This is a genomic window from Leifsonia sp. 10N434, from assembly GCF_056394405.1.
In genome coordinates this window covers 377,443-402,080 of the sequence record NZ_JBFTHV010000001.1, presented here as the reverse complement: position 1 = coordinate 402,080, position 24,638 = coordinate 377,443, and the positions used below count along the sequence as shown (strand labels likewise).

The following is a 24,638-nucleotide window of genomic DNA, read 5'->3' as shown; positions in this document are numbered from 1 at the left end:
ATACAGCGTATGACCAAATTGCGACTGGCCATCGTCGGTGCCGGACCCGCCGGAATCTATGCGGCGGACATCCTGCTCAAAGCCGAACGCAGCTTCGATGTCTCGATCGACCTGTTCGAGCAGCTTCCCGCACCCTACGGACTCGTGCGCTACGGCGTCGCCCCCGACCACCCGCGCATCAAGGGCATCATCACGGCGCTCCGCGAGGTGCTCGACCGCGGCGACATCCGGCTGTTCGGCAATGTGACCTACGGACGCGACATCACGCTCGACGACCTCAAGAAGCACTACAACGCCGTTATCTTCTCCACCGGTGCCGTGCACGATGCCGACCTCGACATCCCGGGCATCGACCTGCACGGCTCGTACGGTGCGGCGGACTTCGTGAGCTGGTTCGACGGGCATCCGGATGTGCCGCGCACCTGGCCGCTCGAGGCCGCGTCCGTCGCGGTGATCGGAAACGGCAACGTCGCGCTCGACGTCTCGCGCATCCTGGCGAAGCACGCCGACGACCTGCTGCCCACCGAGATCCCGGACAACGTCTACGAGATCCTCAAGGCGTCGCCCGTCACTGACGTGCACGTGTTCGGCCGCCGCGGACCGGCGCAGGTGAAGTTCACCCCGCTGGAGCTGCGCGAGTTGGGCGAGCTCAACGACGTCGACATGATCCTCTACGACGAGGACTTCGACTACGACGAGCAGTCGAAGGCTGCCGTGGCCAGCAACAAGCAGGTCATGGTGATCGACCGGGTGCTGCAGCAGTGGCGGCAGCGCGAGGTGGGCCAGGCGTCGCGCCGGCTGCACCTGCACTTCTACGCCAAGCCGCTCGAGGTCGTCTCCGACGGCGACGGCAACGTGGCCGCCTACCGCTACGAGCGCACCGCGCCCGACGGCGAGGGCGGCGTGCGGGGCACGGGCGAGGTCCGCGAGGTCCCGGTGCAGGCCATCTACCGCGCCGTCGGCTACTTCGGCTCGCCTCTCGACGGCATCCCGTTCGACAAGGAGCACGGCGTGATCCCGAACCACGAGGGTCAGGTGCTGCGTTCGGGCGACAACGAGCGGATGTACGGCGTGTACGCCACGGGATGGATCAAGCGCGGGCCGGTCGGCCTCATCGGGCACACGAAGTCCGACGCGATGGAGACCATCAAGCACGTGATCAACGATCAGGGCAACTGGTGGGCTCCCACCGACCCGTCGGAACAGGCGATCGTCGACCTGCTCGAAGCGCGCGACGTGGAGTACACGAACCTCGACGGCTGGCACAACCTCGACCAGCACGAGCTCGCGCTCGGCGAGGCGCGCGGCCGCACCCGCATCAAGGTCGTTCCGCGCGACGAGATGGTGCGGGCGTCGAACCAGCTCGCGGCGCCCGTCGCCGACTAGCCGTCCGGGTGCCGCCGGCCCGGCGCACACAATCCCGGAGCTGCCACCGCTGGCCTTCCGGGTGCTCCACCTGGCACGCTGAGGTCATGACGCGCGAGCAGGGGTGGCAGCCGGACGTGCTGGGCGAGCCGTTCGATCAGCTGACGCTGCCCCTGGCCCCGGATGCCGAGGGCGAGGTCGTGGCGACGCTCGTGCGGTACGCGCCGTCGCCCGGCTTCGCGGACCTGCTGACCGACGCGCACGTGCGCCGACCGGTCGCCGCCGACACCGATGTACTCTACGTACACGGCTGGTCGGACTACTTCTTCCAGAAGGAGCTCGCCGTCTTCTGGCACGACCAGGGCGCCCGCTTCTACGCTCTCGATCTGCGCAAGTACGGGCGCAGCCTCAGGCCAGGTCAGACTCCCGGATTCGTCGACGACCTTGCCACCTACGACGAGGACCTCGACGCCGCGCTGACCGCGATCGGCCACGCCGTCGGGCAGAAGAGCAAGCGGCGACTCGTGCTGATGGGTCACTCCACCGGCGGCCTCACCCTGAGCCTGTGGGCGCATCGGCACCCCTCACGAGCGGATGCCCTGGTGCTGAACAGCCCGTGGCTCGAGTTCCAGGCGCGGTCGGCCGGGCGCGCCGCCCTGGCGCCGATCATCGGCTTGCAGGCGCGTGTCGATCCACGCGCAGCCCTGCCGAACGTCGACCTCGGCTTCTACACGCGGTCGGTGTCGGCCACGATGGATGGCGAATGGGACTACGACCTGGCGTGGCGGCCGGTCCGAGGATTCCCCGTGCATCCGGCCTGGTTGAACGCGGTGCTGGCCGGGCACGCCCAGGTCGCCGGCGGCCTGACGATCCAGGCTCCGGTGCTCACCATGGTGTCGGCCCGTTCGACGATGCTGCCGTACTGGACGCCGGACATGCTGAGCAGCGACATCGTGCTCGTGGTCGACGACATCGCGCAGCGCTCGATCAAGCTGGCGCCGACGGTGACGGTGGCGCGGATCGACGGAGCGCTGCACGACATCTTCCTGTCGAAAGCGCCCGTGCGCGAAGACGCCTACGCCCGCGTGACGCAGTGGTTGCGCGGGTATCTCAGCGGAAGTTGACGAACTGAACCGCGACGTCGAGGTCGGCGTTCTTCAGCAGCGCCATCGTGGCCTGCAGATCGTCGCGGCTCTTCGAGCTGACCCGCAGCTCGTCGCCCTGGATCTGCGACTTGACGCTCTTGGGGGCCTCGTCGCGGATGAGCTTGGAGATCTTCTTCGCGTCGTCCTGCTCGATGCCGTTCTTGATGCCGGCCTCGATGCGGTACTCCTTGCCCGAGGCGAAGGGCTCGCCCGTGTCGAGCGACCGGAGCGAGATGCCGCGCTTGATGAGCTTGGATTCGAACACCTCGAGCACGGCCTTGACGCGCTCCTCGGTGTTGGCCTTCATCAGCACCTTCTCGCCGCTCCATTCGATGGAGGCGCCGACGTTCTTGAAGTCGTAGCGCTGGTCGACCTCTTTGCGCGCCTGGTTGAGGGCGTTGTCGGCCTCCATCTTGTCGACTTTGCTGACAACGTCAAACGATGAATCCGCCATGGTGAGCGTCCCTCTCTCTCGTGCGTCGAAACGCATCCAGCCTACCGGCGGGGCGGCCGGAGTCAGGAGTACCGTTGGGCCTGTTCGGGTCCTCCGCTCGTCAACGGCTCGGGACTCCGGCAGCATTCGGAGGAGTTCCTGATGGGCCAATCGCGAGCAATTCGACACAGCACGAGGCACGGCTGAGATGAGCGTGACGACGGCGCACGTGATCAAGCCGCTCACCCCCGACACCTTTCCGGCGTGGCTGGCGCTCGCGCAGAAGCACAACGGCGTCTGGGGCGGGTGCTACTGCTCGTATTTCCACGGTGACACGGAGGACACCGTGAAGAGCGAGTACGACGGGCCGACGTTCAAGCAGCGACTCGTGGCGGAGGGGGTCGCGCACGCCGCGCTCGTGTTCGACGGCGACGACGCGATCGCGTGGTGCGAGTACGGCAGCCCTGCCGAACTGCCCCGCATCTACCACCGCAAGCAGTACGACGCGGGCGAGGACAATCCGGCGCCGTGGCGCATAACCTGCTTCTTCGTCGACCGCGACCACCGACGTTCGGGAGTGGCCAGGGAAGCGCTGGACGGCGCCCTCGAGCTGATCGCGCAGGCGGGCGGAGGCGAAGTGGTCTCGTTCCCCAACGAGCTCGCTCCCGGCAAGCGCACATCGTCCTCGTTCCTCCACAACGGCACGAGGGCGATGTTCGAGAAGGCGGGGTTCACCTTCGAGCGTCACATCGGCACGAGCAAGACCGTGATGCGCAAGACGGTGCCGCCGGCCCTCAGCTGACGCCGGTGCAACGCTTCCCTCGCGGGATGCGCGAAGCACGCGTATGGTCACGCGTATGGATGGAACAGGGAAACTCCTCGTACGCATCGTCGTCGGTGGCGTGTTCGTCGGACACGGCCTCCAGAAGCTGAAGGGCGCCTTCGGCGGCCCCGGCCTCGAAGGGACCGAGAAGATGGTCGCCAGCATGGACATGGAGCCGGCCCCGCTGCAGGCCCGCGCAGCGGCGCTCTCGGAGACGATCGGAGGGGCGGCGCTGATCGCCGGCGCCGCGACCCCGGCCGCATCCGCCGCCCTGATCGCCGCGATGACCACGGCGATCCGCAAGGTGCACTGGAAGAACGGGCCGTGGAACTCGAACGGCGGCTTCGAGTTCAACGCGGTGCTGATCGCCGTTGCGACGGCCCTCGCAACTGACGGACCGGGCAAGTTCTCGGTCGACGCGGCCTTCGGCAAGAAGCGCTGGGGGATCGTCGGCGGGCTCTTCGCACTCGGCGGCGGAGTGGCGGCGTCGTGGGCCGCCGTCGAATACGGTCGTCGTGCGGCCGAGGCCAAGCGCGATCTCGCGCCGACCGCGAGCGACACGGCGACGACGACAACGACGCCGACGGACGCGGCCACAGACACGAAGGCGAATACCACCGCAGAGGCCGGTGCTGACACGTCGGCGGCCGAAGGGTCGCCCGAGGCCTAGCCCGCGAGCACATCACCGGCGGGCAACCGCCGGCGAACGATCAGGCGGTCTGCTGCAATTCAGCGAAGAAGGTGACGTGGCATCCGTCGCCGCCGCACTCGATGCAGAGGGTGACCTCGTTCTCGTGCTGGGTCGGGTCGGCGCCGGTTCCGTCGCACCGTTCGCATATCTCCAACGTCCTCATGCCGTCGATTCTGCGCCGCACCACCGACACTCCCGCCAGGCCGGTCGGGGTGTCGCGGATTGCCCGGAAACGCGGCGCAGGCGATCAGCCCTGGGGGAGCAGCCACTCCAGTTCGAGCTGGTCGGTGCGCCGGCGCAGTTCGTCGCGGGCATCCGGATCCTTGAGTTCGGGCGTGCCGTTGGGGTCGACCGTCATGGTCCAGAGGGGGATGCTGCCGCCCACCAGGAAGCGCGCGCGCTGCACCGCGCCCTCATGGTCGACGACGGGCAGTTCGACGACCTCGACGCGTTGTTCGCGACTGAGCGCGAGCGCGAACTCGAGCAGTCCGTCGGCGAGTTCGTCGCCGGTCATGACCGAGTCGTTGCTGAGGTGAACGGATTTCATGGGAACCTCCCGGGGAGCGTCTCCTGGCATCGTGCGGCTACCGGGGTCTGGGGCAACTCGCCCCAAGCTACCCCTTGACGACGAACGTGTCGCCCCCACCGGCGGCACCGGTTCAGAGGGCGAGCCGACGCTCCACGATGTCCCGCGCCACCGCCGTCAGCGGCAGCTGCTGCGAGCGCGCGTGCCCCCGGATGCGGTTGAACGCCTCATCGACCGGAATGCGGTGCTGGTACGAGATCACGCCCTTCGCCTGCTCGATGATCACCCGGCTGTCGAGCGCCCGCTGCAACTGCGACCGGATGACGTCGCCCTCGGCCACCGCGCGCTCCTGCAGGATGCCGATGGTCGCGACATCCGCCATCGCCTGGGCGGCGACGGTGTCGAGCTTGTCCAGTTCTCCCTGCTCGTCGTGGAACAGGTTGAGGGAGCCGATCGTGACGTTGCGGAGCCGCAGCGGAAAGGCGTGGATCGAGTGGAAGCCCTGCGTGAGGGCCGCGTCACGGAAGCTGGTCCAGTGCGTCTGCAGGTCGTCGATCGACGGCACCGACACGGCGTGGCCACTCACGTAGCACTCGACGCACGGGCCGCCATCCGGGCCGAGCTGCATGAGTTCGATGAGCTGCGACCGCTCGTCGGTCGAGGCGACGACGTCGAGGCTCCCGTTGCCGTCGGCGAGCAGGATGCCGGCCTGGGTCGCCGTGAGGAGTGCCTGACAGCGCTCGACCAGTGTCTGCAGCAGATCGAGGATGTCGTAGCCGGCGACGAGCGTGTCGGCGAGCGTGGCGAACGACTCCAGCAGCTGTGCTTCGCGAATGTCTTCCTTCATCGTCCCTCCCGCGATTCGCCGGGGCCGCCTGCCGAGAAGTCCAGCTGCCAGGTCAGGATGTCGTCGGCGACTTCCCGCACCGGCCGGCTGGTCGCGAACGCGTGCGCGCGGATCACGAGCGCAGCATCCTGCGCCGAGACGCCGAGTTGGGCGATCACCGCACCCGTGGCCTGGTGGATGCGCCGGCGCGAGAACTCCGTACCGGCCTCGTCGAGCGACGGGTCGCGTTCGAGCCGGGCGAGGATGTCGTGGAGCAGCCGGCGGCTGGCGGCCTCGGCGAGGGCCTCCGCCGTCCTCTCGTAGTCCGTTCGGAGCGTTCCGACCGCGTCGCTGTAGAGGTCGATCACGCCGAGGTTGATCGGGCCGAGCAGCAGCGGAAATGCGAACATCGCCCGCACCGAGGTGTCTTGGATGGCGTCGACGAAGGCCGGCCAGGAGCCGAGGGGGGCGCGCTGGATGTCCGGTTCGATCACCGGGCGGCGGGACGCCGAGGCGTCCCAGCACGGTCCTTCTCCGAGGTCGAACTGCAACTCGTCGAGCCGGGCCGCCTGCGGGTCGCTCGCGCAGACCGTCTCGGGCGAGACGAGGTCGCCGAGGGTGGAGATCGCGGCGCCGGTGACGGGTAGGGCGGCGAGGAAGGGCGCACAGAAGTCGGGCGACGCCAGCGAAGCGTCAGTGACCATGGTGTCCTCCAGAACCCATCCCGCAGGACGTTCCCTCTCATTGTCGACCCTGCGGCAGCCGATGTCACTGCACGGCCGACGCGCGCGCCTCGATGTCACTCCACGGTAGGGGGCGGAAAGTACTCCGGGGTGACGATCGGCCGCCGGCGGATTCCTAGCCTCGAAGACGAGGCGGCATCCGGTCGCTTCGCACTTCTTCGAGACGGGAGGCGGCCGTGGACGCCGTCAACGAGTTCATCGTGCAGGCAGCGACATCGCCGTGGGTCTACCTGGTGGTGATCGCGGTCGTGTTCGTCGACGCCTTCTTCCCGCCTGTGCCGAGCGAGACCGTGGTCATCGCCGCGGCCGCCGCCAGCATCTCGGTCGGGCAGCCCAACATCGCGCTCGTGGTCGCGTGCGCCGCAGCGGGGGCGATCCTCGGCGACAACCTCACCTTCACGATCGGCCGCCTGGTCGGCCTCGACCGCTTCGCCTGGATGCGCCGGCGCCGGATGCGGGCGGCCCTCGACGCCGCGCACCGCGGCCTCGACCGCCGCGCCGCCGTGCTGCTGCTGACGGCCCGCTACGTGCCGATCGGCCGGGTCGCCGTGAACCTCGTCGCGGGCGCATCGGGGTTCTCCCGCGCCCGATTCTTCGGATTGTCGGTGCTCGCGGGCATCACCTGGTCCGTCTACTCCGTTACGGTGGGACTGCTCGCGGGGCAGTGGCTCCACGGCAACCCCGTGCTCGGGATGCTCGTGGGCGTCGCGCTCGGCCTCGTGACCGGCGTCGTGATCGACGCCGTCATCCGGATGGTCGCGCAGCGGCGCGACAGCGCTCGCGAACTCGTCGCAGGGGAGGTGGAGTAGATGGTCACGCAAGCGGTTCCCGCGCGGCAGCGGCTCGACCCTGCGCTGGTGCTCCTCTGGGGAGCGGGCAGCACGGCCGCGGTCGTCCTGCTGGCCCTCGGCTGGTCGCTCGGGTCGACCATCGCGGGCATCCCGGTGGCCCTGGCCCTCGTGCTGGCCCTGGCCCAGTCGGCGTCGATCGTGCTGGCGATCGTGATCCCTCGCGTTGCGATGGCGCTGTCGGTCGCGGCCGTCATCGGGTTCGCGATCGTCTCGTCGGCCGATGGGACCAGCCCGTGGCCTGTCGCCGTAACGACCATGATCGCTCAGGCGCTTGTCGTGCTGATCGCGACGGTGCGCTCGTCGTGGCTGGTCGGTCTCACCGGCTGGGCGGCGGGGGTCGTGGGCGCGCTCGTCGTCGCGTTGACGCCGCTGCGGGCATCCGTGACGGCGAACGATGCCACTGCCGACCTCATCGTGTTCGCGTCGATCGCCGGCGCGGTGCTGATCGCCGGCGTGCTCGTCACCCGGTGGCAGGCGGTGCGCGCCCAGCTCGCACGCGAACGGCAGGTCTCGGCCTCCGAACTCGCGCGACGCGAGATCGCAGAGGAACGAACCCGGATCGCGCGGGAGCTGCACGACGTCGTGGCGCACGGGATGTCGGCGATCCAGGTGCAGGCGTCGTCGGCCAAGTACCGTTTGCCGTCGCTCAGCGAGGAGGCGGCGGCCGAGTTCGACGACCTCGCCGCGACGGCCCGCACCGCGATGGGCGAGATGCGACGGCTGCTCGGCGTGCTCCGCAGTGAGGATGCCGCGGCCGAGACGGCGCCGCAGCCGTCGGTCGCCGACGTGCCGGCGCTGGTGAACCGCGCCGTTCGCGCCGGCACGCCGACGACGCTCGAGAACCACGCTCCGGGTCCGAACGCGCCGCTCGATCCCGCGGTCTCGCTCACGGTCTACCGCATCGTGCAGGAGTCGCTGAGCAACGTCGCACGGCACTCGACCGGGGCGCGCACAGCGGTCGTGATCGACCGGCGCGATCGAAGGATCGACGTCGAGGTTCGCAACGAGGCGGCGACCGGACGACCATCGGCGGCTCCCGCTCCGGACACGGGTGGTCACGGCATCCGGGGCATGCGCGAGCGGGCGGTGCTGCTGGGCGGCACGCTGGAGGCGGAACGGACGGTGGACGGCGGCTTCGTGGTGCGCGCGTCGCTCCCGCTGGCCGTCGCGCGGGGTGCGCGGGCCGAATCGGCCGCGCAGGCCGACCCGTCCGCTCCGGCGGAGGGCTTCGGCGGCGACCCGGAAGGGACCGCATGACCATCACGGTGCTGATCGCGGACGACCAGGCCATGGTGCGCGCCGGCTTCGCCGCCATCCTCGACGCTCAAGAGGACATCCGCGTCGTCGGTCAGGTCGCCGACGGCGCCGAGGCGATCGAGCAGGCGCGGCGGCTGCGGCCCGACGTCGTGCTCATGGACGTTCGGATGCCCGTGATGAACGGCATCGACGCCACCAGGGAGCTCGTGCATCCGAGTCGCGGGGAGCCGTACACGCCTCTGGTCCTGGTGCTCACGACCTTCGACGTGGACGACTACGTTCACGACGCCCTGACGGCCGGAGCGAGCGGATTCCTGCTCAAGGATGCGCTGCCCGACGATCTGGTGCAGGCCGTGCGGATCGTGGCGGCCGGGGATGCCCTGCTCGCGCCGCGTGTGACCAAACGGCTGCTCGAACGCTTCGCCGCCCAGCGGCCGCCGACGAATCGTCACGCGCTCGCGCTGGCCGGTCTCACCGAACGCGAGCACGAGATCCTGGTGCTGATCGGGCGCGGATTCTCGAACGGCGAGATCGCCGGCCGGCTGTTCATCGCCGAGCAGACGGTCAAGACCCACGTCAGCCGCATCTTCACCAAGCTCGGGCTGCGCGACCGCGTGCATGCGGTGATCCTGGCGTTCGACGCCGGACTCGTCGAGCCCGCCTCCTGACCGCCCCGGAACCCCTACGGCGGTAGGGGTCCGGTTCGCTCCGCGGAGCGATGCCGCGGGCGACGTCGCGTTGGGATGCTTCCTGCGGCCGGCCATCCGGGTCGCGCCGGAGGGAGCACAGCATGTCGACAGCGATCCTGCCCGAAGCGGCGCCGAGCATCCGCGGTGCGGGGCCGAGCGCTCGCGGTGCGGGGCCGAGTGCTCGCGTCGCGACGACGGGCAGCCGGCCGGCGGGACCGGCTGGAACTCGTGACGTCACGGTCGACATCGCGCGGGCCTGGTGCCTCACCGTCGTGGTCGGACTGCATGCCCTCATGGTCGGCGTCAGCGTCGGAGCGAGCGGACCGGTTCTCGCCAACGCTCTCGAGCACTGGCCGTGGCTGGCCCCGTTCACCTGGCTGGCGCAGATCATGCCGCTCTTCGTGGTGCTCGGCGGGTTCTCGAGCTTCATGCACTGGGGCCGGATGCGCGAGCGCGGTGTCGGAGCGGGCGAGTACGTCGCCCTGCGGATGCGGCGCCTCGTCGTACCGGCGGTGACGGCCGTGGGGGCGGTGGTCGTCGCCCTGGCGGCTCTCACGCTCGGAGGCGTTCCGCGCGACATCGTTGCGACGGCGGGTTTCCGGCTCAGCCAGCCCCTTTGGTTCCTCGGGGTGTACATCCTGTGCACGGCGTTCGTGCCCGCCCTGTACGCGGCGCATCGGCGTGCACCGCTCGCCACGGTGGCAGCCCTCGCCGCGCTCGTCATCGCCGTGGATGTGGTGCGATCGAGCACGGGGATCACGGCCGTCGGGTTCGCGAACCTGCTCTTCGTCTGGCTCCTCGTGCAGCAGCTCGGCTTCTGGCTCGCCTCCGGGCGTGTGTCGGGCCTGTCTCGCCCGGCTCTCAGCGGAGTGGCGGTCGGCTCCCTCACCGTCTTGTTCGTGCTGGCGGCGACCGGCGTGTACTCGTTCGACATGCTGGCGAACCTCAACCCGCCGACGCTCGCCCTGGTGCTGCTCGGCCTCGCGCAGCTCGCGGTCTTCGCGCTGGTGCGCCCTGCGCTGCAGCGGCTCGCGGGCATCCGGATGCTCGTCCGTGCGGTGTCCGCGATGAACGCGCGCGCCATGACCATCTACCTCTGGCACATGCTCGTGCTGATCGCGCTCGCGGCGCTGCTGCTGCTGTCGGGGGCGCGGTTGCCGGTCCCGTTGATGGTGGACTGGTGGATGACCCGGCCGCTGTGGCTCGCGGCGGTCGCGGTGAGCGTCGCCGGAGTGGTGGCGATCGCTGGGCGGTCGGAGGCCGGGCGGCCGAGGGCCGGGCGGACGGTGGCCGGGCAGACGGTGGCCGTGTCGACAGGGACGCCCGCCTCGCCGGGGAGCCTGAGCCTGCGCCTGCGACCGTTTCTCGCGGCGGCGGCCGCATCCGGTGGCGTGCTGATCATCCTCGTGACCGGATACTCGCTCGCCGGCGGAGTGGCCGGGCTGGCGCTGCTGCTGGCGGCGACCCGGATGGTGCGATTCTGCCCAGAGCAGAACCGCCGGATGCCATGGGCGGTTCGCGAGCGCACGGCCTAGGCTGGCCCCCACAGCGACCGTGAGGAGATCCCATGCTGCTGCGACAAGCCATCGGCTCGGTGCTGCGCCGCCGCCGTCTCGAGCGGGGGACCACGCTGCGCCAGCTCTCGGAGTCCTCGAGGATCTCCGTCCCCTACCTGTCGGAAGTGGAGCGAGGCCGCAAGGAGGCGTCGTCCGAGATCCTCGCGACGCTGTGCCGGGTGCTCGAGATCACCGAGCGTGAACTGCTCGCTCGCGTCGCCGGGGAGTACGCAGGGCTGACGGATGGGCGCCCCGCTGCAACCGGATTGCGACTCGTCGAGACGCCGTCGCGCGTCGAGGCGCCGCGGGTCGGCGCCCCGTTGCGCGTCGACACCCCCGCCCGTGTCGAAGCCCCAGCCCGCATCGTCGAACTCGGTGCCCGCGAGCCAGAGCATCGCACGGTATCCGGTCGTCGTTCGACCTTCGACGCGCAGCTGCTCGCCGCCTGAGGCGCCCACCTCAGCTCCGGGGGAGCGCGGTCGTCGAGCCGACGACGTGGTCGACGAATCCGTAGTCCAGCGCCTCGTCGGCGGTGAACCAGCGGTCGCGGTCGCCGTCTTCGACGATCTGGTCGACCGGCTTGCCCGTCTGCGCGCTCGTGAGCTCCGCCATCCGGTGCTTGAAATGCAGGATCTGCTTCGCCTGGGTCTGGATGTCCGCGGAGGTGCCGCCGAAGCCGCCGTGCGGCTGGTGCATCACGACGCTGGCGTTGGGGAGGGCGTAGCGCTTGCCGACGGTTCCCGAGGAGAGCAGGAACTGCCCCATCGACGCCGCGAAGCCGAGGGCGACGGTCGCGACGTCGGCCTGCACGAAGTTCATCGTGTCGTAGATGGCGAACCCGGCGGTGATCGAGCCGCCGGGGGAGTTGATGTAGAGGTAGATGTCGCGGTCGGGCGAGATCGAGTTGAGGATGAGGAGCTGCGCGCAGATCTCGTTCGCCGACTCGTCCGTCACCTCGGATCCGAGGAAGACGATGCGCTCTTCGAGCAGTCGTTTGAAGATGAGCTGATCGGGTGCGGTCGTTGCGGTGTCCATGATGACCTCCGTGTCGGTGCTGAGAGCCGTTCCCGCGCAGGCAGCGCGATCGGTGGTCCCATTGTGCGAACGCGGAGACGTCGGGAGGCCGCTCGTCTGCCGAGCGCGAATCTGCCATCGGCAGACATGACCGCCGGAGCATCCTGGGCGCTCGCTGATTTCGCGTCGGAGCATTCGATGAGTATCCTTGTCGAGCGCCTTCGGTCACCAGAACACTGGTGGTCGGGAGCGCCTTGGCGAGTTACCCAAGCGGCCAAAGGGATCTGACTGTAAATCAGCCGGCGTAGCCTTCGGGGGTTCGAATCCCTCACTCGCCACCCGCCACGAAAGGGACTCAGCTCTGTGAGCTGAGTCCCTTTCTGCGTCTGCTGTCGGTCGTCTGTCAGGCTGGGGGCATGCCGTACAACGCCGAACTCGCCGACATCGCCCTCACGATCGCGCGCCGCGCCGCGGACCTCGCCCGGCAGCGGCGAGCAGACGGCGTGGAGGTCGCCGCCTCCAAGTCGTCGCTCAGCGACATCGTGACCCGCGCGGATCGCGAGTCCGAGCAGCTCATCCGGGACGCCATCGCGGCGTCGCGTCCGAACGACGGCTTCTTCGGGGAGGAGTCGGGCGGTGCAACCGGGACCAGCGGCCTCACGTGGGTCGTCGATCCGATCGACGGCACCGTCAACTACTTCTACGACATCCCGTCGTGGGCGGTGAGTGTCGCCGTGGTCGAGGGCGACCCCGATCCGGCGACCTGGCGCACGCTTGCCGGGGCCGTCGTGAACCCGGCCGCAGGGGAGGCGTTCACCGCGTTCGAAGGCGGCGGCGCCCGGCTCAACGGGCACGCCCTTCACGTGAAGCCGGGCACGCAACTCGAGCTCGCCCTGGTGGGGACCGGATTCGGCTACGACGCCGAGAAGCGCCGCCGCCAGGCCGCGATCGTGACGGAGCTCATCGGGCAGGTGCGCGACATCCGCCGGATCGGGGCGGCCTCCCTCGACCTCTGCGCCGTCGCCGCCGGCCGGCTCGACGCGTACTTCGAGCGCGGGCTGAACCCGTGGGATCACGCGGCCGGTGCGCTGATCGCACGCGAGGCGGGCGCGACGGTCGGCGGCCTCGGCGATGCGCGCGAGGGGAGCGACCTGCTGGTGGCCGCCGAGCCCGGACTGTTCGCGCAGCTCGACCCGGTGATCCAGAAGCTGTACGCCGGCTGGGATTAACGCGCGCTCTCTATGCGAATTCATACGTTGGGCCCGCGATTCGGTAGGGTTTATGAATTCGTTATCTTCGATGCGCTGTGAGGCCGGGTCCGCCCGTCCACCCGCATCGTCCCCGAGACTGATCGAAAGCCGACCCGACCGTTGACTCCCGACCGCCAGGATGAGGGCGCCGCTGTGCGCCCGCTCGGCGGGCCGGCGACCCCGCGGCTGGTTGCGGTGGATGCCGCGTCTGTAGTGGCTGCGGCGGATGCGGCGGCTGCGTGGGATGTGGCGGCTCAGCCGTTGACGCGGCGCGAGCTGCGCGAACGCGAGCGCGCCGAGGAGGCCGCGAAGGCACGGATGGGCGCGAAGGGCGGGCGCGCCGACGAGGCAGCGCAGGTCGGAAGGGGCGCGAAGGTCGAGCGGGCCGAGGAGGCCGCGCAGGTCGCGAAGGGCGCGAAGGTCGAGCGGGCCGAGGAGGCCGCGCATCCCGAACTCGCCCCGGCCGACCATTCACCGCGTCCCGCTGATCGGGCCCGCGCGATGACCGCCGCGCCCTCCGTCCCGCGCGCGGCGCGCAGGAAGCCGGTCGTCCGCCGGAAGTCCGCCGTCGCCAAGGGCTTCAGCCTGCTCGCGATGACCTTCGCCGTCGCGATGGCCGTCGCGACCTCGGTGCCGGCGATGGCCCTCCTCAGCGAGGGTGACGTGCGCGCCCAGGTTCTGCAGCAACAGCTCGCTCCGGCAGCCGCGGTCGAGCCGCAGGCCATGGCCGATGCGGTGGGCGGCGAAGTGGCGTCGATCATCCGGGACGGCGCCGATGTGACGTCAGCCGAGCAGGTCTCCGCGACCAGTCACATGCGCATCGCGGACACCTTCACCAACAACCCGCGCGGTGCGGTGCAGTGGCCCTTCGCCATCGGCGTCCCGATCTCGGACTGGTACGGTCCGCGCGTCGCCCCGACCGAGGGCGCATCGACGAACCATCCCGGAATCGACTTCGCGCCAGGCATGGGCGTCCCGATCCAGATCATCGCCGACGGCGTCGTGCGGGAGGTCGTGCCCTCTGACAACGGCGGATGCGGCGTCAACGTCACCATCGACCACATGATCGGCGGAGCGCTCGTGGCGAGCAAGTACTGCCACATGATGCCGGGCTCGGTGCGGGTCGCCGTCGGTCAGGCGGTGAAGGTCGCCGACATCGTGGGGCTCGTCGGCAACACCGGCATCTCCACGGGAGCGCACCTGCACTTCGAGATCCTGCTCAACGGCACCGAGCACACCGACCCCTACGCCTGGCTCAAAGCCAACGCCTCCTAGCCGCGGCGCCCGCCGCGCGCCCCGGCGCCTGTCGGCGCCCCTCGCTGCCCCTCGGCGCCTGTACGCGAGTCGGGGATTAAGCACGCCGATCGGCGGATGCGCGTGCTTAATCCCCGACTCGACGAGATGGGTGAGCGAACGGACGCGCGCGCGCGCGACGCGCGCGACGCGCGCGACGCCGTTACGCGAGTCGGGGATTAATCACACCTTTCGGCGGATGCGCGTGATTAATCCCCGACTCGACGAAATGGGTGAGCAAACGGACGCGCGGGCGAGCGGAGCGCTCGAGTGCGAGCGGAGCGCTCGCCCGCGAGCGGCGCGGGCGCGCTTCAGGCGGCGGTGAGCCAGACGGTGACGTCCTGCGGGATGGCGTTATGGTCGAGCGCGCCGCTGACGAGCAGCACCTCGCCCTCCGGAAGCGGGATCAGCGTCTCGCCGAGGTTCGTCACGACGGTCACATTCCCGTTGCGGAATGCGATCACATCGGCGCCGAGCGACAGCCACTCGAGCTCGCCGAACGCGAGGTCGTTCGCACTGCGGGCGGCCAGCGCCTCCTCGTACATGCTCAGCGTCGATCCGGGCACGCCCTCCTGCACGTCGCGGGCGTACGACGCCCACGACGACGGCTGCGGCAGCCAGCTCGAGTCGCTCGGGCCGAACCCGTACGACGGCGCGGCCGACTCCCACGGGATCGGCACCCGGCAGCCGTCGCGGCCGTAGCGCTCGCCGTTCGTGCGGAACCAGGTCGGGTCCTGCCGGGCGGAGTCGGGGAGGTCGATGACCTCGGGGAGGCCGAGCTCCTCGCCCTGGTAGAGGTAGGCGGAGCCGGGCAGGGCCAGCATCAGGGCCGTCGCCGCGCGCGCCCGGTGCAGCGCGAAGGCGGTGTCCGGGATCCCGGTCGACTTCGGGCCGAGCCCGTGGCCCTGCAGGTTCTCGGTGGTGAGGGCGAGGCGCGTGGCGTGCCGCACGACGTCGTGGTTCGAGAGCACCCAGGTGCTCGGGGCGCCGACACTGCCGAACACCTCGATCGAGCGGTCGATCACGTGGCGGAGCGCTGCGGCATCCCAGGGCGTCTCGAGGTAGCCGAAGTTGAACGTCTGCTGCATCTCGTCGGGTCGCACCCAGAGGGCCAGCTTCTCGAGCGGCTCGACCCAGGCCTCGCCGCACAGCACGCGATCGCCCTCGTACTCCTCGAGCAGTTCGTGCCAGTCGCGGTAGATCGCGTGCACACCATCCTGTGCCCAGTACGGCGGAGTGGACGGCTCGATCGAGGCGTCCGCGCCGATCTCGGGTTCGAGCGCGACGCCGCCACCGCCCATGCTGCCCTGGTGCTCCGGCGGCGTGTAGTCGGGGAGGCCGTCCTCCTTCACCATGCCGTGCGCCACGTCCACGCGGAAGCCGTCGACACCGCGGTCGAGCCAGAAGCGCAGGATGCCGCGGAACTGCTCCCACACCCACGGGTTGTTCCAGTTCAGGTCGGGCTGCGACGAGTCGAACAGGTGCAGGTACCACTGGCCGGGGGTGCCGTCGGGCTCGGTCACGCGCGACCACGCGGCGCCGCCGAAGATCGACTCCCAGTTGTTCGGCGGCAGCGACCCGTCCGGGCCCTTGCCGTCGCGGAACAGGTACCGCTCGCGCTCCGGGCTGCCCGGCCCGGCGGCCAGCGCCTCCTGGAACCAGGCGTGATCGCTCGACGTGTGGTTCGGGACCAGGTCGATGATCACACGCAGGCCGAGGCCGTGCGCCGTCTCGAGCATCACGTCGAAGTCGGCGAGCGTGCCGAACAGCGGGTCCACGTCGCGGTAGTCGGCCACGTCGTAGCCGGCGTCGCGCTGCGGAGACGTCTGGAACGGCGACAGCCACACGGCGTCGACGCCCAGAGTGCGCAGGGCGGGGAGGCGGCGCGTGATGCCGGGGAGGTCGCCGATGCCGTCTCCGTCGGCGTCCGCGAACGAGCGCGGATACACCTGGTAGATGACGGCCGATCGCCACCACTCACGGCCGGGGGTGCCGGGGGTGTGCGAGATCGGGGTGAAAGCACGCGGGGAATCGGAGCTGGAGATGGTGGTCGCCTGTCTCTCGGGGGTGGGGATGAATCGACAATAGCCGCGCAGTTCATGACTGCGTCAAGCGAACGCTCAGGCTGTGTCGAGGGGTCGCGACGTGCTGTTGCGCACGACGAGCTGATACGGAACGGGGATCGTGGCCGACGCGTCGTGCTCGGGTAGGGCATCCGGTGTCGGGGCGGGTTCGAGGGCCTGCATCAGGACCTCGACGGCCAGCTCGCCCTGACGGTCGGGGAACTGCGCGACCGTGGTGAGCTGGAAGAAGTCGGCGAGTTCGTGGTCGTCGACCCCGGCGATCGAGATGTCGCGCGGAACGGAGAGCCCCAGATCGCGCGCGGCCAGGATGCTGCCGATCGCCATCTCGTCGGAGGCGGCGAAGATCGCGGTCGGCCGGTCGCGCGGGGCGCCGAGCAGCTGCTTGGCCGCGCGGTAGCCGCCCGCGATCGTGAAGTCCGCCGTCTGGAACAGGGCGGGCTGCAACGGGATGCCGGCCTCATCGAGCGCCTGCTGGTAGCCCATGCGCCGATTGGTCGGGATGTGGAAGTCGAGATCGAACTCCTTGTCGCCGCCGATGTGGGCGATGCGGCGATGCCCCAGCGCGATCAGGTGGTCCGTCGCGAGCTTGGCGACCGCGCGGTCGTCGATCGTCAGCGTGCGCACGCCGGGCAGCGGGCCGCCGACGCCGACGAGCGGCTTGCCGAGTGCGATCAGGCGGCCGACCTCGGCCTCGGTGAGTTCGAGAGAGACCGCGATCACCGCATCCACGCGCTTGCGCAGCAGGTGGTTCTCGAACACCGTGCGGCGCTCGTCCCCGCTGCCGCTCAGGTTGTAGAGGGTGAGGTCGTACCCGCGGCGCAGCAGCGCACGCTCCGCGCCCTCGATCACGGAGGAGAAGAACCAGCGGTTGAGGTGCGGCACGACGGCGCCGATGTTCTTGGTGCGGCCGGATGCCAGGCTCGACGCGTTCGACGACACGACGTAGCCGAGAGCGGCGGCAGCGTCGGCCACCCGTTTGCGCGTCGGCTCCGACACATGGGGGTTGCCGTTCAGCGCGCGGGACACCGTGGCGGTCGACACGCCCGCGGCGCGCGCGACGTCTTCGATGCCGGCCATTGCCACCCCGCTGTTCTCGATGTCGTCGATCGATCCTAGCGAGGTCACGCGTCGGGCACCCTTCGATCTTGCAAGCGTTTCCATGATTCGACAGCACTCTACGCGTATGAGCCGCCGCTGCAAACCGAAACTCCCGCCAAATCCCCGAAAAAAGGGGGTTTGCTATTGGGTCCAAAGTCGACTATTAATGAAAACGCTTGCATCACAGCGAGGGAATTCCTGGTCTCGCAGAACGCGTCGACGACGCCCTCGACCCTGGCACAACCACAGAAAGGCACACCAATGACGGTGACCAAACGATCGATGTTGCGCATCGCCGCGGTTGCGGCGACAGCCGTCGCGGCGACAGCGCTCGCCGGATGCTCGGCCGGAGGCGGCAACGCCGGCGACAGCTCCAGCGGCTCCAAGAGCATCACCCTCTGGGTCGACACCCAGCGCGCACCCGCCCTGAAGGACGTCGCGGCGAAGTTCAAGAAGGACACCGGCATCACGGTGAAGCTCGCGGTGAAGGACTTCGCGAAGGTCGACCAGGACTTCATCAGCCAGGTCCCGACCGGCAAGGGCCCCGACATCATCGTCTCGCCGCACGACAAGCTCGGCTCGTACGTGCAGAACGGCGTCGTCGCCCCGCTGCAGCTCGGCAGCAAGGAGAGCGACTACGCGAAGGTCGCCATCCAGGCGGTCACCTACGAGGGCAACGTCTACGGCCTGCCCTACTCGATCGAGAACGTCGCGCTGCTGCGCAACACGGCGCTCGCTCCCACCGCGGCCACCAGCTTCGACAACCTGATCGCCACCGGCAAGGCGTCGGTCGCCGCCGGAAAGTCGAAGTACCCGTTCCTGCTCGGCCTCGACCCGAAGCAGGGCGACCCGTACCACATGTACCCGCTGCAGACCTCGTTCGGATCGTCCGTCTTCGCCCAGAAGGCCGACGGCACCTACGACGCCAGCAAGCTGACCCTCGGCGACTCCGCCGGCGTCGCGTTCGCGACCGCCGTGAAGAAGTGGGGCCAGGAGGGCGTGCTGAACGCCAACATCACCGGTGACATCGCCCTCGACGCGTTCGAGAAGGGCCAGTCGCCGTACTACCTGACCGGTCCGTGGAACGTCCCCGCCATCAAGGCGGCCGGCGTGAAGTACGCGATCGACCCCGTGCCCTCGGCCGGTGGCAAGCAGGGCAAGCCGTTCCTCGGCGTGAATGCGTTCTTCATCAGCTCCAAGAGCACCAACAAGGTCGCGGCCACCAAGTTCCTGGTCGACTACCTCGGCACGGATGCCGTGCAGGAGCAGCTCTACAAGGTCGGCGGCCGTCCGCCGGCGCTGACCACGGCGTACGACGCCGTCGCCGCGACCGACGCCGACATCAAGTCGTTCGGCGATATCGGCCTGAACGGCGTGCCGATGCCGTCCATCCCGCAGATGGCCTCCGTGTGGGCCGACTGGGGCGGCGCCGAGCTGCAGCTCATCAAGGGCGACGGTGACCCCGCGACCGTGTGGAACACGGCCGCCACCAACGTCCAGTCGAAGATCAAGGGCTGACCCGCCCGTCTCTCCCGGCCGGAGCCGGCACCCAGGTGCCGGCTCCGGCTCTTCCGCTCCCGTCCTGTCAGGAGCACCGTCCTGCCTGAGCCACTGAGGAACAGATGACCATCCAGCACGAGCGAGCGACGACGCTCGACGTCCCCCCGCCATCCACGGATGCTCCGCTGCCGCCTCCCCGCGAACGGCGGTCGGGCGGCATCCTGGGCCTGGTCGTGAAGATCGTGCTGCTCGGGCTCCTCGACGCGTTCGCCGTCTGGGCCATCCTGATCATGGCCGGCCTGCAGATGTGGGTGCCGATCGCGATCACCGTGGTCATCACCGGCATCATCAACTGGATCTACATCGGGGCGGGCAAGCGCCTGCCGGCCAAGTACCTCACCCCCGGCGTGTTCTTCCTGCTCGTCTTCCAGGTGTTCGTCATCGGCTTCAGCGGGTACGTCGCCTTCACGAACTACAGCGACGGCCACAACAGCACCAAGTCGGATGCGATCAGCGCGATCGAGTCGACCGGCGCCAAGCGCGTGCCCGACTCTCCGGTCTATCAGGTGAACGTCCTCAAGAAGGACGGCACCCTGTACCTCCTCGCGACCGACGAGAAGGGTGTCAGCTCGATCGGCACGACGGATCAGCCGCTCAGCCCGGTCGACGATCCCACCAACGTCCCCGGTTACACGACGCTGCAGCTCTCCGAGGTGCTCGACAACCAGTCGGCGATCGCGGACCTGCGCGTTCCGGTCTCCGACGATCCGCAAGACGGCTTCCTCCGCACCGACGACGCCACCACGGCCTACGTGTTCAGGTCCGATGTCGTGTACGACGCCAAGACCGACACCTTCGTCGACGGCAACGGCGTCGTCTACTCCGACAACGGCAAGGGCGCGTTCGCCTCGGAGAGCGGAAAGGCGCTCACCCCCGGCTGGAAGGTCGACGTCGGCTTCGCCAACTTCGTGAAGGCGTTCACCAACCCGCAGCTGTCCGGTCCGCTGCTGCGCGTCATCCTGTGGACCTTCGCGTTCGCCATCCTGTCGGTGCTGCTCTCGTTCGCGCTCGGTCTGTTCCTCGCGACAGTGCTCAACCACCCGTCGCTGCGCGGCAAGAAGTTCTACCGGGTGCTCGTCATCCTCCCGTATGCGTTCCCGCCGTTCCTCTCCGGGCTGGTCTGGGCCGGCCTCCTGAACCCTCAGTTCGGGTTCATCAACCAGGTGCTGTTCGGTGGCGCGGAGATCCCGTGGCTCACCGACCCGTGGCTCGCGCGTCTCAGCGTGGTGCTGGTGAACGTCTGGCTCGGCTACCCCTACATGTTCCTGGTCTGCCTCGGCGCGCTGCAGTCGCTGCCGCAGGAGGTCGACGAGGCGGCGAAGGTCGACGGCGCCCGTGCCTGGCGCATCTTCCGGTCGATCAAGCTGCCCCTGCTGCTCGTCTCGCTCGCGCCACTGCTGATCGCGTCGTTCGCCTTCAACTTCAACAACTTCAATGCGATCTACATGCTGACGAAGGGCTGGCCGCGGTTCACCGACACGACCTTCGACATCGGGTCGACCGACCTGCTGATCACCATGGTCTACAAGGTGGCGTTCGGTTCGGGAGGGGCTCGCGACTACGGCTTGGCCAGCGCGCTGTCGATCCTGATCTTCATCCTGGTCGGCGTCATCTCGGTGATCGCATTCCGCCGCACGAAGTCGCTCGAGGAGATCAACTGATGTCCGTGACCACCGCTCCCTCCCGCACGACCGCGTCCGGTCGTCCGACACCCTCGGCGCGGCCGTTCCGCTTCGGCCGCTGGTTCCGCGACACCGGATGGCGCCACATCGTGGCCATCGCCATGGTCGTCGTGGCCGTCTTCCCGCTGGTCTACGTGCTGTCGGCGTCGTTCAACCCGTCTGGGTCGCTGGTCGGCTCGAACGACCTCTTTCGCACGGTCGACGGCAGCAACTACGTCGCACTGTTCACCAACCCCGACCAGCCGTTCGGGCTGTGGTTCATCAACACGATGATCATCGGTCTCACGACCGCGGTCGCCACCGTCTTTCTCGGTGCCATGGCCGCGTACGCGTTCTCCCGGATGCGGTTCTCCGGCCGCCGGTTCGGACTCCTCAGCCTCATGCTGATCCAGATGTTCCCGCAGTTCCTCGCCGTGGTCGCGATCTTCCTGCTGCTGTCCGCGATCTCCGATGTCTTCCCGGCGCTCGGTCTCGGCAGCCAGCTCGGGCTGATCATGGTCTATCTCGGCGGAGCCCTCGGGGTGAACACGTACCTGATGTACGGCTTCTTCAGCTCCGTGTCGGTCTCGATCGACGAGGCAGCGAAGATCGACGGCGCGAGCCACGCGCAGATCTTCTTCGGGATCATCCTGCGGCTGGTCGCGCCGATCCTGGCGGTCGTCGGACTGCTGTCGTTCATCAGCTCCACCAGCGAGTACGTGATTGCGAGCGTCGTGCTCAACGACCCGAGCACGCAGACGCTGGCGGTCGGACTGTACTCGTTCGTGTCGCAGGAGTTCTCGAACAACTGGAGCATCTTCGCCGCCGGCGCCGTGCTGTCGGCCATCCCGGTGATGGTGGTGTTCCTCGCCCTTCAGAAATACATCGTTGGCGGTTTGACCGCAGGTTCGGTTAAGTAGGGACATGCAGCCCCACCACGACGGCTCTCCCCTCCACGTATCGAATCAGGCACCCGTCCTCGGCGACACGGTGCTGGTGCGCGTGCGCATCCCGCAGAGCTGGGGTGGGGTCGATGCCGTGCGGACGCGGTCGAATCCGAATCACGAGCCCCGGTTCTCGGATGCGCACGTCATCGCGTCGCGCGACGGCTGGGATTGGTGGGAGGCGCCGATCTTCGTGGAGAACCCGATCCACGGGTACCGATTCCTCATCTCGAGGTCGGACGGGGAGAAGGTCTGGGTGAACGCGACGGGCACGCACTCGATCGAGACCCTCGACGCCGAGGACTTCAAGCTGGTGACGTATCCGGCCGCGCCCTCCTGGGTGGCGGAGACGGTGCTGTACCAGGTGTTCCCCGACCGGTTCGCTCGATCGGCGGCCGCCGACGAGCGGCCGGCGCCGGACTGGGCCATCCCCGCGATCTGGTCCGACCCGGTGGACGACGTTCCGCCCGGCCGGTCGCAGCAGTTGTACGGCGGCGACCTCGACGGGGTGATCGAGCATCTCGACCACCTGCAGCGGCTCGGCGCGAACATGATCTACCTCACGCCGGTGTTCCCCGGCCGTTCGAACCACCGGTACGACGCGTCGAGCTTCGCCGAGGTCGACCCGCTGCTCGGCGGCGACGAGGCGCTCATCCGGTTGGTGGAGGCGGCGCACGAGCGCGGCATCCGGGTGATCGGCGACCTCACGTCCAATCACTGCGGCGACGGGCACGAGTGGTTCCGGGCCGCATTCGGCAACCCGGATGCCCCGGAAGGCGAGTTCTTCTACTGGCTCAACGACGAGCACACGGAGTACGTGTCGTGGCTCGGCGTCCCGAGCCTGCCGAAGTTCAACTGGAACTCGGCGGAGCTGCGACGCCGGTTCATCGAGGGCCCCGACTCGGTCGTCGGTCGCTGGCTCGCGGCGCCCTTCGGGCTCGACGGCTGGCGCATCGACGTGGCGAACATGACCGGGCGCTACCTCGACCAGGACCTCAACGAGCTCGTGCGCCGCACGGTGCGCGCGACCATGCTCGAGGTGAACCCCGACACGATCCTGCTCGGCGAGTCGACGAACGACGCGTCGAGCGACTTCCAGGGCGACGCCTGGCACGGCGCCATGACGTACACGAACTTCACGCGGCCGCTGTGGGGCTGGCTGTCGCTCGCCGACCGCGAATCGTCGTACTTCGGGCTGCCGTTCGGCACCATCCCGCTCTACACGGGGCGGCAGTTCTTCGAGGCGCACCAGCAGTTCACGGCCGGCTTCCCGTGGCGCACGCGGCTCGGCACGATGAACGCGCTGGACACGCACGACACCCCGCGGTTCCTCACGAATGCACGCCCGGGTGCTGTGCCGGTGGCGTTCGGTCTGTCGGTGACGCTGCCGGGCATCCCGGTCGTGTTCGCCGGCGATGAGTTCGGGCTGACCGGGGCCGATGGGGAGGCGTCGCGCACGCCGATCCCGTGGGGCACCGAGCACCGCGAGGCCGCAGGCTCCGTCGATCTGTACGCGCGCCTCATCCGGTTGCGACGATCGCACCCGGCGCTGAACGGCGGCGGGATGCGGTGGCTCCATGTGGGCGACGACGTGCTGGTGTTCGTGCGGGAGGGCGCGCACGAGTCGGTGCTGGTGCTGGCAGCCAGGGCGGACGCGACGGTGACGCTCGACGCGGCGGCGATCGCGGGGGTGGAGGCGGCGATGCCGTTGGTCGGGGAGGCCGGGCTGGAGGCGGGCGGCGGTGCCGTTCGGCTGACAGCGACGGGGCCGACCTTCGCCGCGTGGCTGCTGCCGGGCGTGCGGTTGCCGGAGTTCGGCGTGGTCGCCGGGGGATCCGGCGGGGAGGATGTCGCGGGGCAGGTCTAGGCGTGCCCGGGCCGGCTCGGTGGTGCTCAGCTCGCCCAGTGCGACGGCCGCTGGAGGTTCGGGGGCAGCAGTGTGCGCGCGTCGCCGCGGGCGGCGTTGACCTGAACCTGGGTCAGGTAGATGGCGCTGGCCAGGTCGGCGCCTCCCAGTTCTGCGTCGCGCAGATCGGCGCCGATCAGTTCAGCGAAGGAGAGATCGGAGCCGCGCAGGTCGGCGGCGATGAGCAGCGCGCCGCGCAGTTCGGCACCGCGCAGCGAGAGCCCGGCGAGGTCGGCACCGAGAAGGTCGGCTCCCGGACCGACTCGCTTGGTCTTGCCGGTCGTCGGCAACGCGGGAAGCCCGGATCTGGCCATCCGGCTGGCTTGGCGCAGGAGCTCGGCGAGCGGACCGCGCACCTCTTCGAGGTCGGTCTCGAGGATGCGCTCGGGCGACGAGGCGGTGAGCGCTTCGACGGCGGCGGACGCGCGGGTCAGCTCGGAGTGGAGCGGTGCGGCTGCGGGCATCCGGAGTGCCTCGTCGAGGTACCAGAGCAGTTCGTGCAGCTGGCGCATGACGGGGAACACGGAGAACATGCCGGCGCGCGTCTCGGGGTCGTCGCGCCAGCTGCGGCCGTCGAAGGTGGACTGCGTGACCTTCTGGCCGGCGCCGAAGCAGTCGAAGACGGTGCAGCCCTTGAACCCCCGGTCGCGCAGATGCGGGTGGATGCCGCAGCGGAAGTCGTCCTCGAGGTTGACGCAGGGGTCGCCGGCCGGCTTGTCGAAGGCGAAATCCGCTGAGCGCGCGAACGCCAGGGCGACGCAGCACAGCCCCACGCACGAACCGCAGTCCGCCATGAGGTCGGGTCGGCTGCCGCGATCGATCGTGTCCACTCCTCCACAGTAGGCACTCGACGAAGTCTTTCGACATCTTCAGCCGATGCCGGAATAGCTCGGAGGCGACCGCGTTAGCGTGAAGGTCGGACC

24 protein-coding genes and 1 tRNA gene are annotated in these 24,638 nt (G+C 69.3%); 16 read left to right on the top strand and 9 right to left on the bottom strand.

Going from position 1 to position 24,638, the window contains the following annotated elements:
• Positions 1-9: 9 nt before the first annotated feature.
• Together AC1DB1_RS01870 and AC1DB1_RS01865 are read left to right on the top strand one after the other, a co-directional pair.
• Positions 10-1,386, top strand: a complete 1,377-nt coding sequence (locus tag AC1DB1_RS01870; RefSeq protein ID WP_477199574.1) for an FAD-dependent oxidoreductase — start codon at positions 10-12, stop codon at positions 1,384-1,386.
• An 86-nt stretch (positions 1,387-1,472) separates the two neighbouring features.
• Positions 1,473-2,489 (top strand): alpha/beta hydrolase, encoded by a 1,017-nt coding sequence (locus AC1DB1_RS01865; RefSeq protein ID WP_477199573.1) that lies wholly within the window; start codon positions 1,473-1,475, stop codon positions 2,487-2,489.
• On the opposite strand, the gene AC1DB1_RS01860 is transcribed toward AC1DB1_RS01865, so the two are convergent.
• Positions 2,476-2,964, bottom strand: a complete 489-nt coding sequence (locus tag AC1DB1_RS01860; protein ID WP_271177013.1) for a YajQ family cyclic di-GMP-binding protein — start codon at positions 2,962-2,964, stop codon at positions 2,476-2,478. The two genes, AC1DB1_RS01865 and AC1DB1_RS01860, sit on opposite strands and share 14 nt — an antisense overlap.
• 187 nt (positions 2,965-3,151) lie before the next feature.
• On the opposite strand from AC1DB1_RS01860, the gene AC1DB1_RS01855 reads away from it, so the two are divergent.
• A complete protein-coding gene (locus tag AC1DB1_RS01855) occupies positions 3,152-3,745 on the top strand; it encodes an N-acetyltransferase (protein WP_477199572.1) in 594 nt (197 codons plus the stop codon).
• Between the two features lie 55 nt (positions 3,746-3,800).
• The gene (locus tag AC1DB1_RS01850) at positions 3,801-4,436 is read left to right on the top strand and encodes a DoxX family protein (protein WP_477199571.1); all 636 of its coding nucleotides are present in this window, start codon (positions 3,801-3,803) and stop codon (positions 4,434-4,436) included.
• A gap of 40 nt (positions 4,437-4,476) precedes the next feature.
• Here AC1DB1_RS01850 and AC1DB1_RS01845 read toward each other — a convergent pair whose 3' ends face one another.
• The 4 genes from AC1DB1_RS01845 to AC1DB1_RS01830 all read right to left on the bottom strand — a co-directional run bounded on the left by AC1DB1_RS01845 (position 4,477) and on the right by AC1DB1_RS01830 (position 6,513).
• On the bottom strand, positions 4,477-4,620 hold the full coding sequence (locus tag AC1DB1_RS01845) for a hypothetical protein (protein WP_271177016.1): 144 nt from the start codon (positions 4,618-4,620) through the stop codon (positions 4,477-4,479).
• A gap of 84 nt (positions 4,621-4,704) precedes the next feature.
• Positions 4,705-5,004 (bottom strand): hypothetical protein, encoded by a 300-nt coding sequence (locus tag AC1DB1_RS01840; RefSeq protein WP_477199570.1) that lies wholly within the window; start codon positions 5,002-5,004, stop codon positions 4,705-4,707.
• A gap of 112 nt (positions 5,005-5,116) precedes the next feature.
• Complete coding sequence (locus AC1DB1_RS01835; RefSeq protein WP_477199569.1) at positions 5,117-5,830, bottom strand: GAF and ANTAR domain-containing protein; 714 nt, start codon at positions 5,828-5,830, stop codon at positions 5,117-5,119.
• Positions 5,827-6,513 carry a GAF and ANTAR domain-containing protein gene (locus AC1DB1_RS01830; protein ID WP_477199568.1) on the bottom strand — a complete coding sequence of 229 codons (687 nt, stop codon included), beginning with the start codon at positions 6,511-6,513 and terminating at the stop codon, positions 5,827-5,829. The genes AC1DB1_RS01835 and AC1DB1_RS01830 overlap by 4 nt, the downstream gene beginning before the upstream one ends.
• A gap of 215 nt (positions 6,514-6,728) precedes the next feature.
• Here AC1DB1_RS01830 and AC1DB1_RS01825 point away from each other — a divergent pair, with 215 nt between their 5' ends.
• From AC1DB1_RS01825 to AC1DB1_RS01805, 5 genes are all read left to right on the top strand, one after another.
• On the top strand, positions 6,729-7,361 hold the full coding sequence (locus AC1DB1_RS01825) for a DedA family protein (RefSeq protein ID WP_477199567.1): 633 nt from the start codon (positions 6,729-6,731) through the stop codon (positions 7,359-7,361).
• On the top strand, positions 7,362-8,660 hold the full coding sequence (locus AC1DB1_RS01820) for a sensor histidine kinase (RefSeq protein ID WP_477199566.1): 1,299 nt from the start codon (positions 7,362-7,364) through the stop codon (positions 8,658-8,660).
• Positions 8,657-9,328: a response regulator gene (locus AC1DB1_RS01815; protein ID WP_271177022.1), complete on the top strand. Its 672-nt coding sequence runs from the start codon at positions 8,657-8,659 to the stop codon at positions 9,326-9,328. The genes AC1DB1_RS01820 and AC1DB1_RS01815 overlap by 4 nt, the downstream gene beginning before the upstream one ends.
• A gap of 122 nt (positions 9,329-9,450) precedes the next feature.
• Entirely contained in the window at positions 9,451-10,884 is a 1,434-nt protein-coding gene (locus AC1DB1_RS01810) for an acyltransferase family protein (RefSeq protein ID WP_477199565.1), read from the top strand.
• Positions 10,885-10,916: 32 nt separating this feature from the next.
• A complete protein-coding gene (locus AC1DB1_RS01805; protein ID WP_477199564.1) occupies positions 10,917-11,354 on the top strand; it encodes a helix-turn-helix domain-containing protein in 438 nt (145 codons plus the stop codon).
• Positions 11,355-11,364: 10 nt separating this feature from the next.
• Here the strand turns inward: AC1DB1_RS01805 and AC1DB1_RS01800 are convergent, their stop codons facing one another.
• Entirely contained in the window at positions 11,365-11,940 is a 576-nt protein-coding gene (locus AC1DB1_RS01800; RefSeq protein WP_271177025.1) for an ATP-dependent Clp protease proteolytic subunit, read from the bottom strand.
• A gap of 235 nt (positions 11,941-12,175) precedes the next feature.
• Here AC1DB1_RS01800 and AC1DB1_RS01795 point away from each other — a divergent pair.
• The 3 genes from AC1DB1_RS01795 (at position 12,176) to AC1DB1_RS01785 (ending at position 14,444) form a co-directional block, all read left to right on the top strand.
• A tRNA-Tyr gene (locus AC1DB1_RS01795) sits at positions 12,176-12,257 on the top strand.
• 78 nt (positions 12,258-12,335) lie between these two features.
• Positions 12,336-13,148, top strand: a complete 813-nt coding sequence (locus tag AC1DB1_RS01790; RefSeq protein ID WP_477199563.1) for an inositol monophosphatase family protein — start codon at positions 12,336-12,338, stop codon at positions 13,146-13,148.
• Positions 13,149-13,289: 141 nt separating this feature from the next.
• Entirely contained in the window at positions 13,290-14,444 is a 1,155-nt protein-coding gene (locus AC1DB1_RS01785; protein WP_477199562.1) for a M23 family metallopeptidase, read from the top strand.
• Positions 14,445-14,773: 329 nt separating this feature from the next.
• Here the strand turns inward: AC1DB1_RS01785 and AC1DB1_RS01780 are convergent, their stop codons facing one another.
• Both AC1DB1_RS01780 and AC1DB1_RS01775 read right to left on the bottom strand, forming a co-directional pair.
• A complete protein-coding gene (locus AC1DB1_RS01780) occupies positions 14,774-16,507 on the bottom strand; it encodes a glycoside hydrolase family 13 protein (protein WP_477200073.1) in 1,734 nt (577 codons plus the stop codon).
• Positions 16,508-16,582: 75 nt separating this feature from the next.
• On the bottom strand, positions 16,583-17,623 hold the full coding sequence (locus AC1DB1_RS01775) for a LacI family DNA-binding transcriptional regulator (RefSeq protein ID WP_271177144.1): 1,041 nt from the start codon (positions 17,621-17,623) through the stop codon (positions 16,583-16,585).
• Positions 17,624-17,905: 282 nt separating this feature from the next.
• Between AC1DB1_RS01775 and AC1DB1_RS01770 the strand changes: the two genes are divergently transcribed.
• The 4 genes from AC1DB1_RS01770 to AC1DB1_RS01755 all read left to right on the top strand — a co-directional run bounded on the left by AC1DB1_RS01770 (position 17,906) and on the right by AC1DB1_RS01755 (position 23,676).
• The gene (locus AC1DB1_RS01770) at positions 17,906-19,162 is read left to right on the top strand and encodes a sugar ABC transporter substrate-binding protein (RefSeq protein ID WP_477199561.1); all 1,257 of its coding nucleotides are present in this window, start codon (positions 17,906-17,908) and stop codon (positions 19,160-19,162) included.
• A gap of 104 nt (positions 19,163-19,266) precedes the next feature.
• Positions 19,267-20,865, top strand: a complete 1,599-nt coding sequence (locus AC1DB1_RS01765) for an ABC transporter permease subunit (protein ID WP_477199560.1) — start codon at positions 19,267-19,269, stop codon at positions 20,863-20,865.
• Complete coding sequence (locus AC1DB1_RS01760; protein WP_477199559.1) at positions 20,865-21,785, top strand: sugar ABC transporter permease; 921 nt, start codon at positions 20,865-20,867, stop codon at positions 21,783-21,785. Before AC1DB1_RS01765 ends, AC1DB1_RS01760 begins: the two co-directional genes overlap by 1 nt.
• A 4-nt stretch (positions 21,786-21,789) precedes the next feature.
• Positions 21,790-23,676: a glycoside hydrolase family 13 protein gene (locus AC1DB1_RS01755; RefSeq protein WP_477199558.1), complete on the top strand. Its 1,887-nt coding sequence runs from the start codon at positions 21,790-21,792 to the stop codon at positions 23,674-23,676.
• 26 nt (positions 23,677-23,702) lie between these two features.
• On the opposite strand, the gene AC1DB1_RS01750 is transcribed toward AC1DB1_RS01755, so the two are convergent.
• On the bottom strand, positions 23,703-24,509 hold the full coding sequence (locus AC1DB1_RS01750) for a pentapeptide repeat-containing protein (RefSeq protein ID WP_477200072.1): 807 nt from the start codon (positions 24,507-24,509) through the stop codon (positions 23,703-23,705).
• Positions 24,510-24,638 lie beyond the last annotated feature (129 nt).

Coding starts and splice junctions, on each gene's coding strand:
- AC1DB1_RS01815 (WP_271177022.1), top strand. CDS start 8,657: ATGACCATCACGGTGCTGATCGCGGACGACCAGGCCATGGTGCGCGCC.
- AC1DB1_RS01750 (WP_477200072.1), bottom strand. CDS start 24,509: ATGGCGGACTGCGGTTCGTGCGTGGGGCTGTGCTGCGTCGCCCTGGCG.
- AC1DB1_RS01850 (WP_477199571.1), top strand. CDS start 3,801: ATGGATGGAACAGGGAAACTCCTCGTACGCATCGTCGTCGGTGGCGTG.
- AC1DB1_RS01760 (WP_477199559.1), top strand. CDS start 20,865: ATGTCCGTGACCACCGCTCCCTCCCGCACGACCGCGTCCGGTCGTCCG.
- AC1DB1_RS01810 (WP_477199565.1), top strand. CDS start 9,451: ATGTCGACAGCGATCCTGCCCGAAGCGGCGCCGAGCATCCGCGGTGCG.
- AC1DB1_RS01805 (WP_477199564.1), top strand. CDS start 10,917: ATGCTGCTGCGACAAGCCATCGGCTCGGTGCTGCGCCGCCGCCGTCTC.
- AC1DB1_RS01830 (WP_477199568.1), bottom strand. CDS start 6,513: ATGGTCACTGACGCTTCGCTGGCGTCGCCCGACTTCTGTGCGCCCTTC.
- AC1DB1_RS01775 (WP_271177144.1), bottom strand. CDS start 17,623: ATGGCCGGCATCGAAGACGTCGCGCGCGCCGCGGGCGTGTCGACCGCC.
- AC1DB1_RS01800 (WP_271177025.1), bottom strand. CDS start 11,940: ATGGACACCGCAACGACCGCACCCGATCAGCTCATCTTCAAACGACTG.
- AC1DB1_RS01790 (WP_477199563.1), top strand. CDS start 12,336: ATGCCGTACAACGCCGAACTCGCCGACATCGCCCTCACGATCGCGCGC.
- AC1DB1_RS01770 (WP_477199561.1), top strand. CDS start 17,906: ATGACGGTGACCAAACGATCGATGTTGCGCATCGCCGCGGTTGCGGCG.
- AC1DB1_RS01870 (WP_477199574.1), top strand. CDS start 10: ATGACCAAATTGCGACTGGCCATCGTCGGTGCCGGACCCGCCGGAATC.
- AC1DB1_RS01845 (WP_271177016.1), bottom strand. CDS start 4,620: ATGAGGACGTTGGAGATATGCGAACGGTGCGACGGAACCGGCGCCGAC.
- AC1DB1_RS01840 (WP_477199570.1), bottom strand. CDS start 5,004: ATGAAATCCGTTCACCTCAGCAACGACTCGGTCATGACCGGCGACGAA.
- AC1DB1_RS01865 (WP_477199573.1), top strand. CDS start 1,473: ATGACGCGCGAGCAGGGGTGGCAGCCGGACGTGCTGGGCGAGCCGTTC.
- AC1DB1_RS01860 (WP_271177013.1), bottom strand. CDS start 2,964: ATGGCGGATTCATCGTTTGACGTTGTCAGCAAAGTCGACAAGATGGAG.
- AC1DB1_RS01755 (WP_477199558.1), top strand. CDS start 21,790: ATGCAGCCCCACCACGACGGCTCTCCCCTCCACGTATCGAATCAGGCA.
- AC1DB1_RS01835 (WP_477199569.1), bottom strand. CDS start 5,830: ATGAAGGAAGACATTCGCGAAGCACAGCTGCTGGAGTCGTTCGCCACG.
- AC1DB1_RS01765 (WP_477199560.1), top strand. CDS start 19,267: ATGACCATCCAGCACGAGCGAGCGACGACGCTCGACGTCCCCCCGCCA.
- AC1DB1_RS01820 (WP_477199566.1), top strand. CDS start 7,362: ATGGTCACGCAAGCGGTTCCCGCGCGGCAGCGGCTCGACCCTGCGCTG.
- AC1DB1_RS01855 (WP_477199572.1), top strand. CDS start 3,152: ATGAGCGTGACGACGGCGCACGTGATCAAGCCGCTCACCCCCGACACC.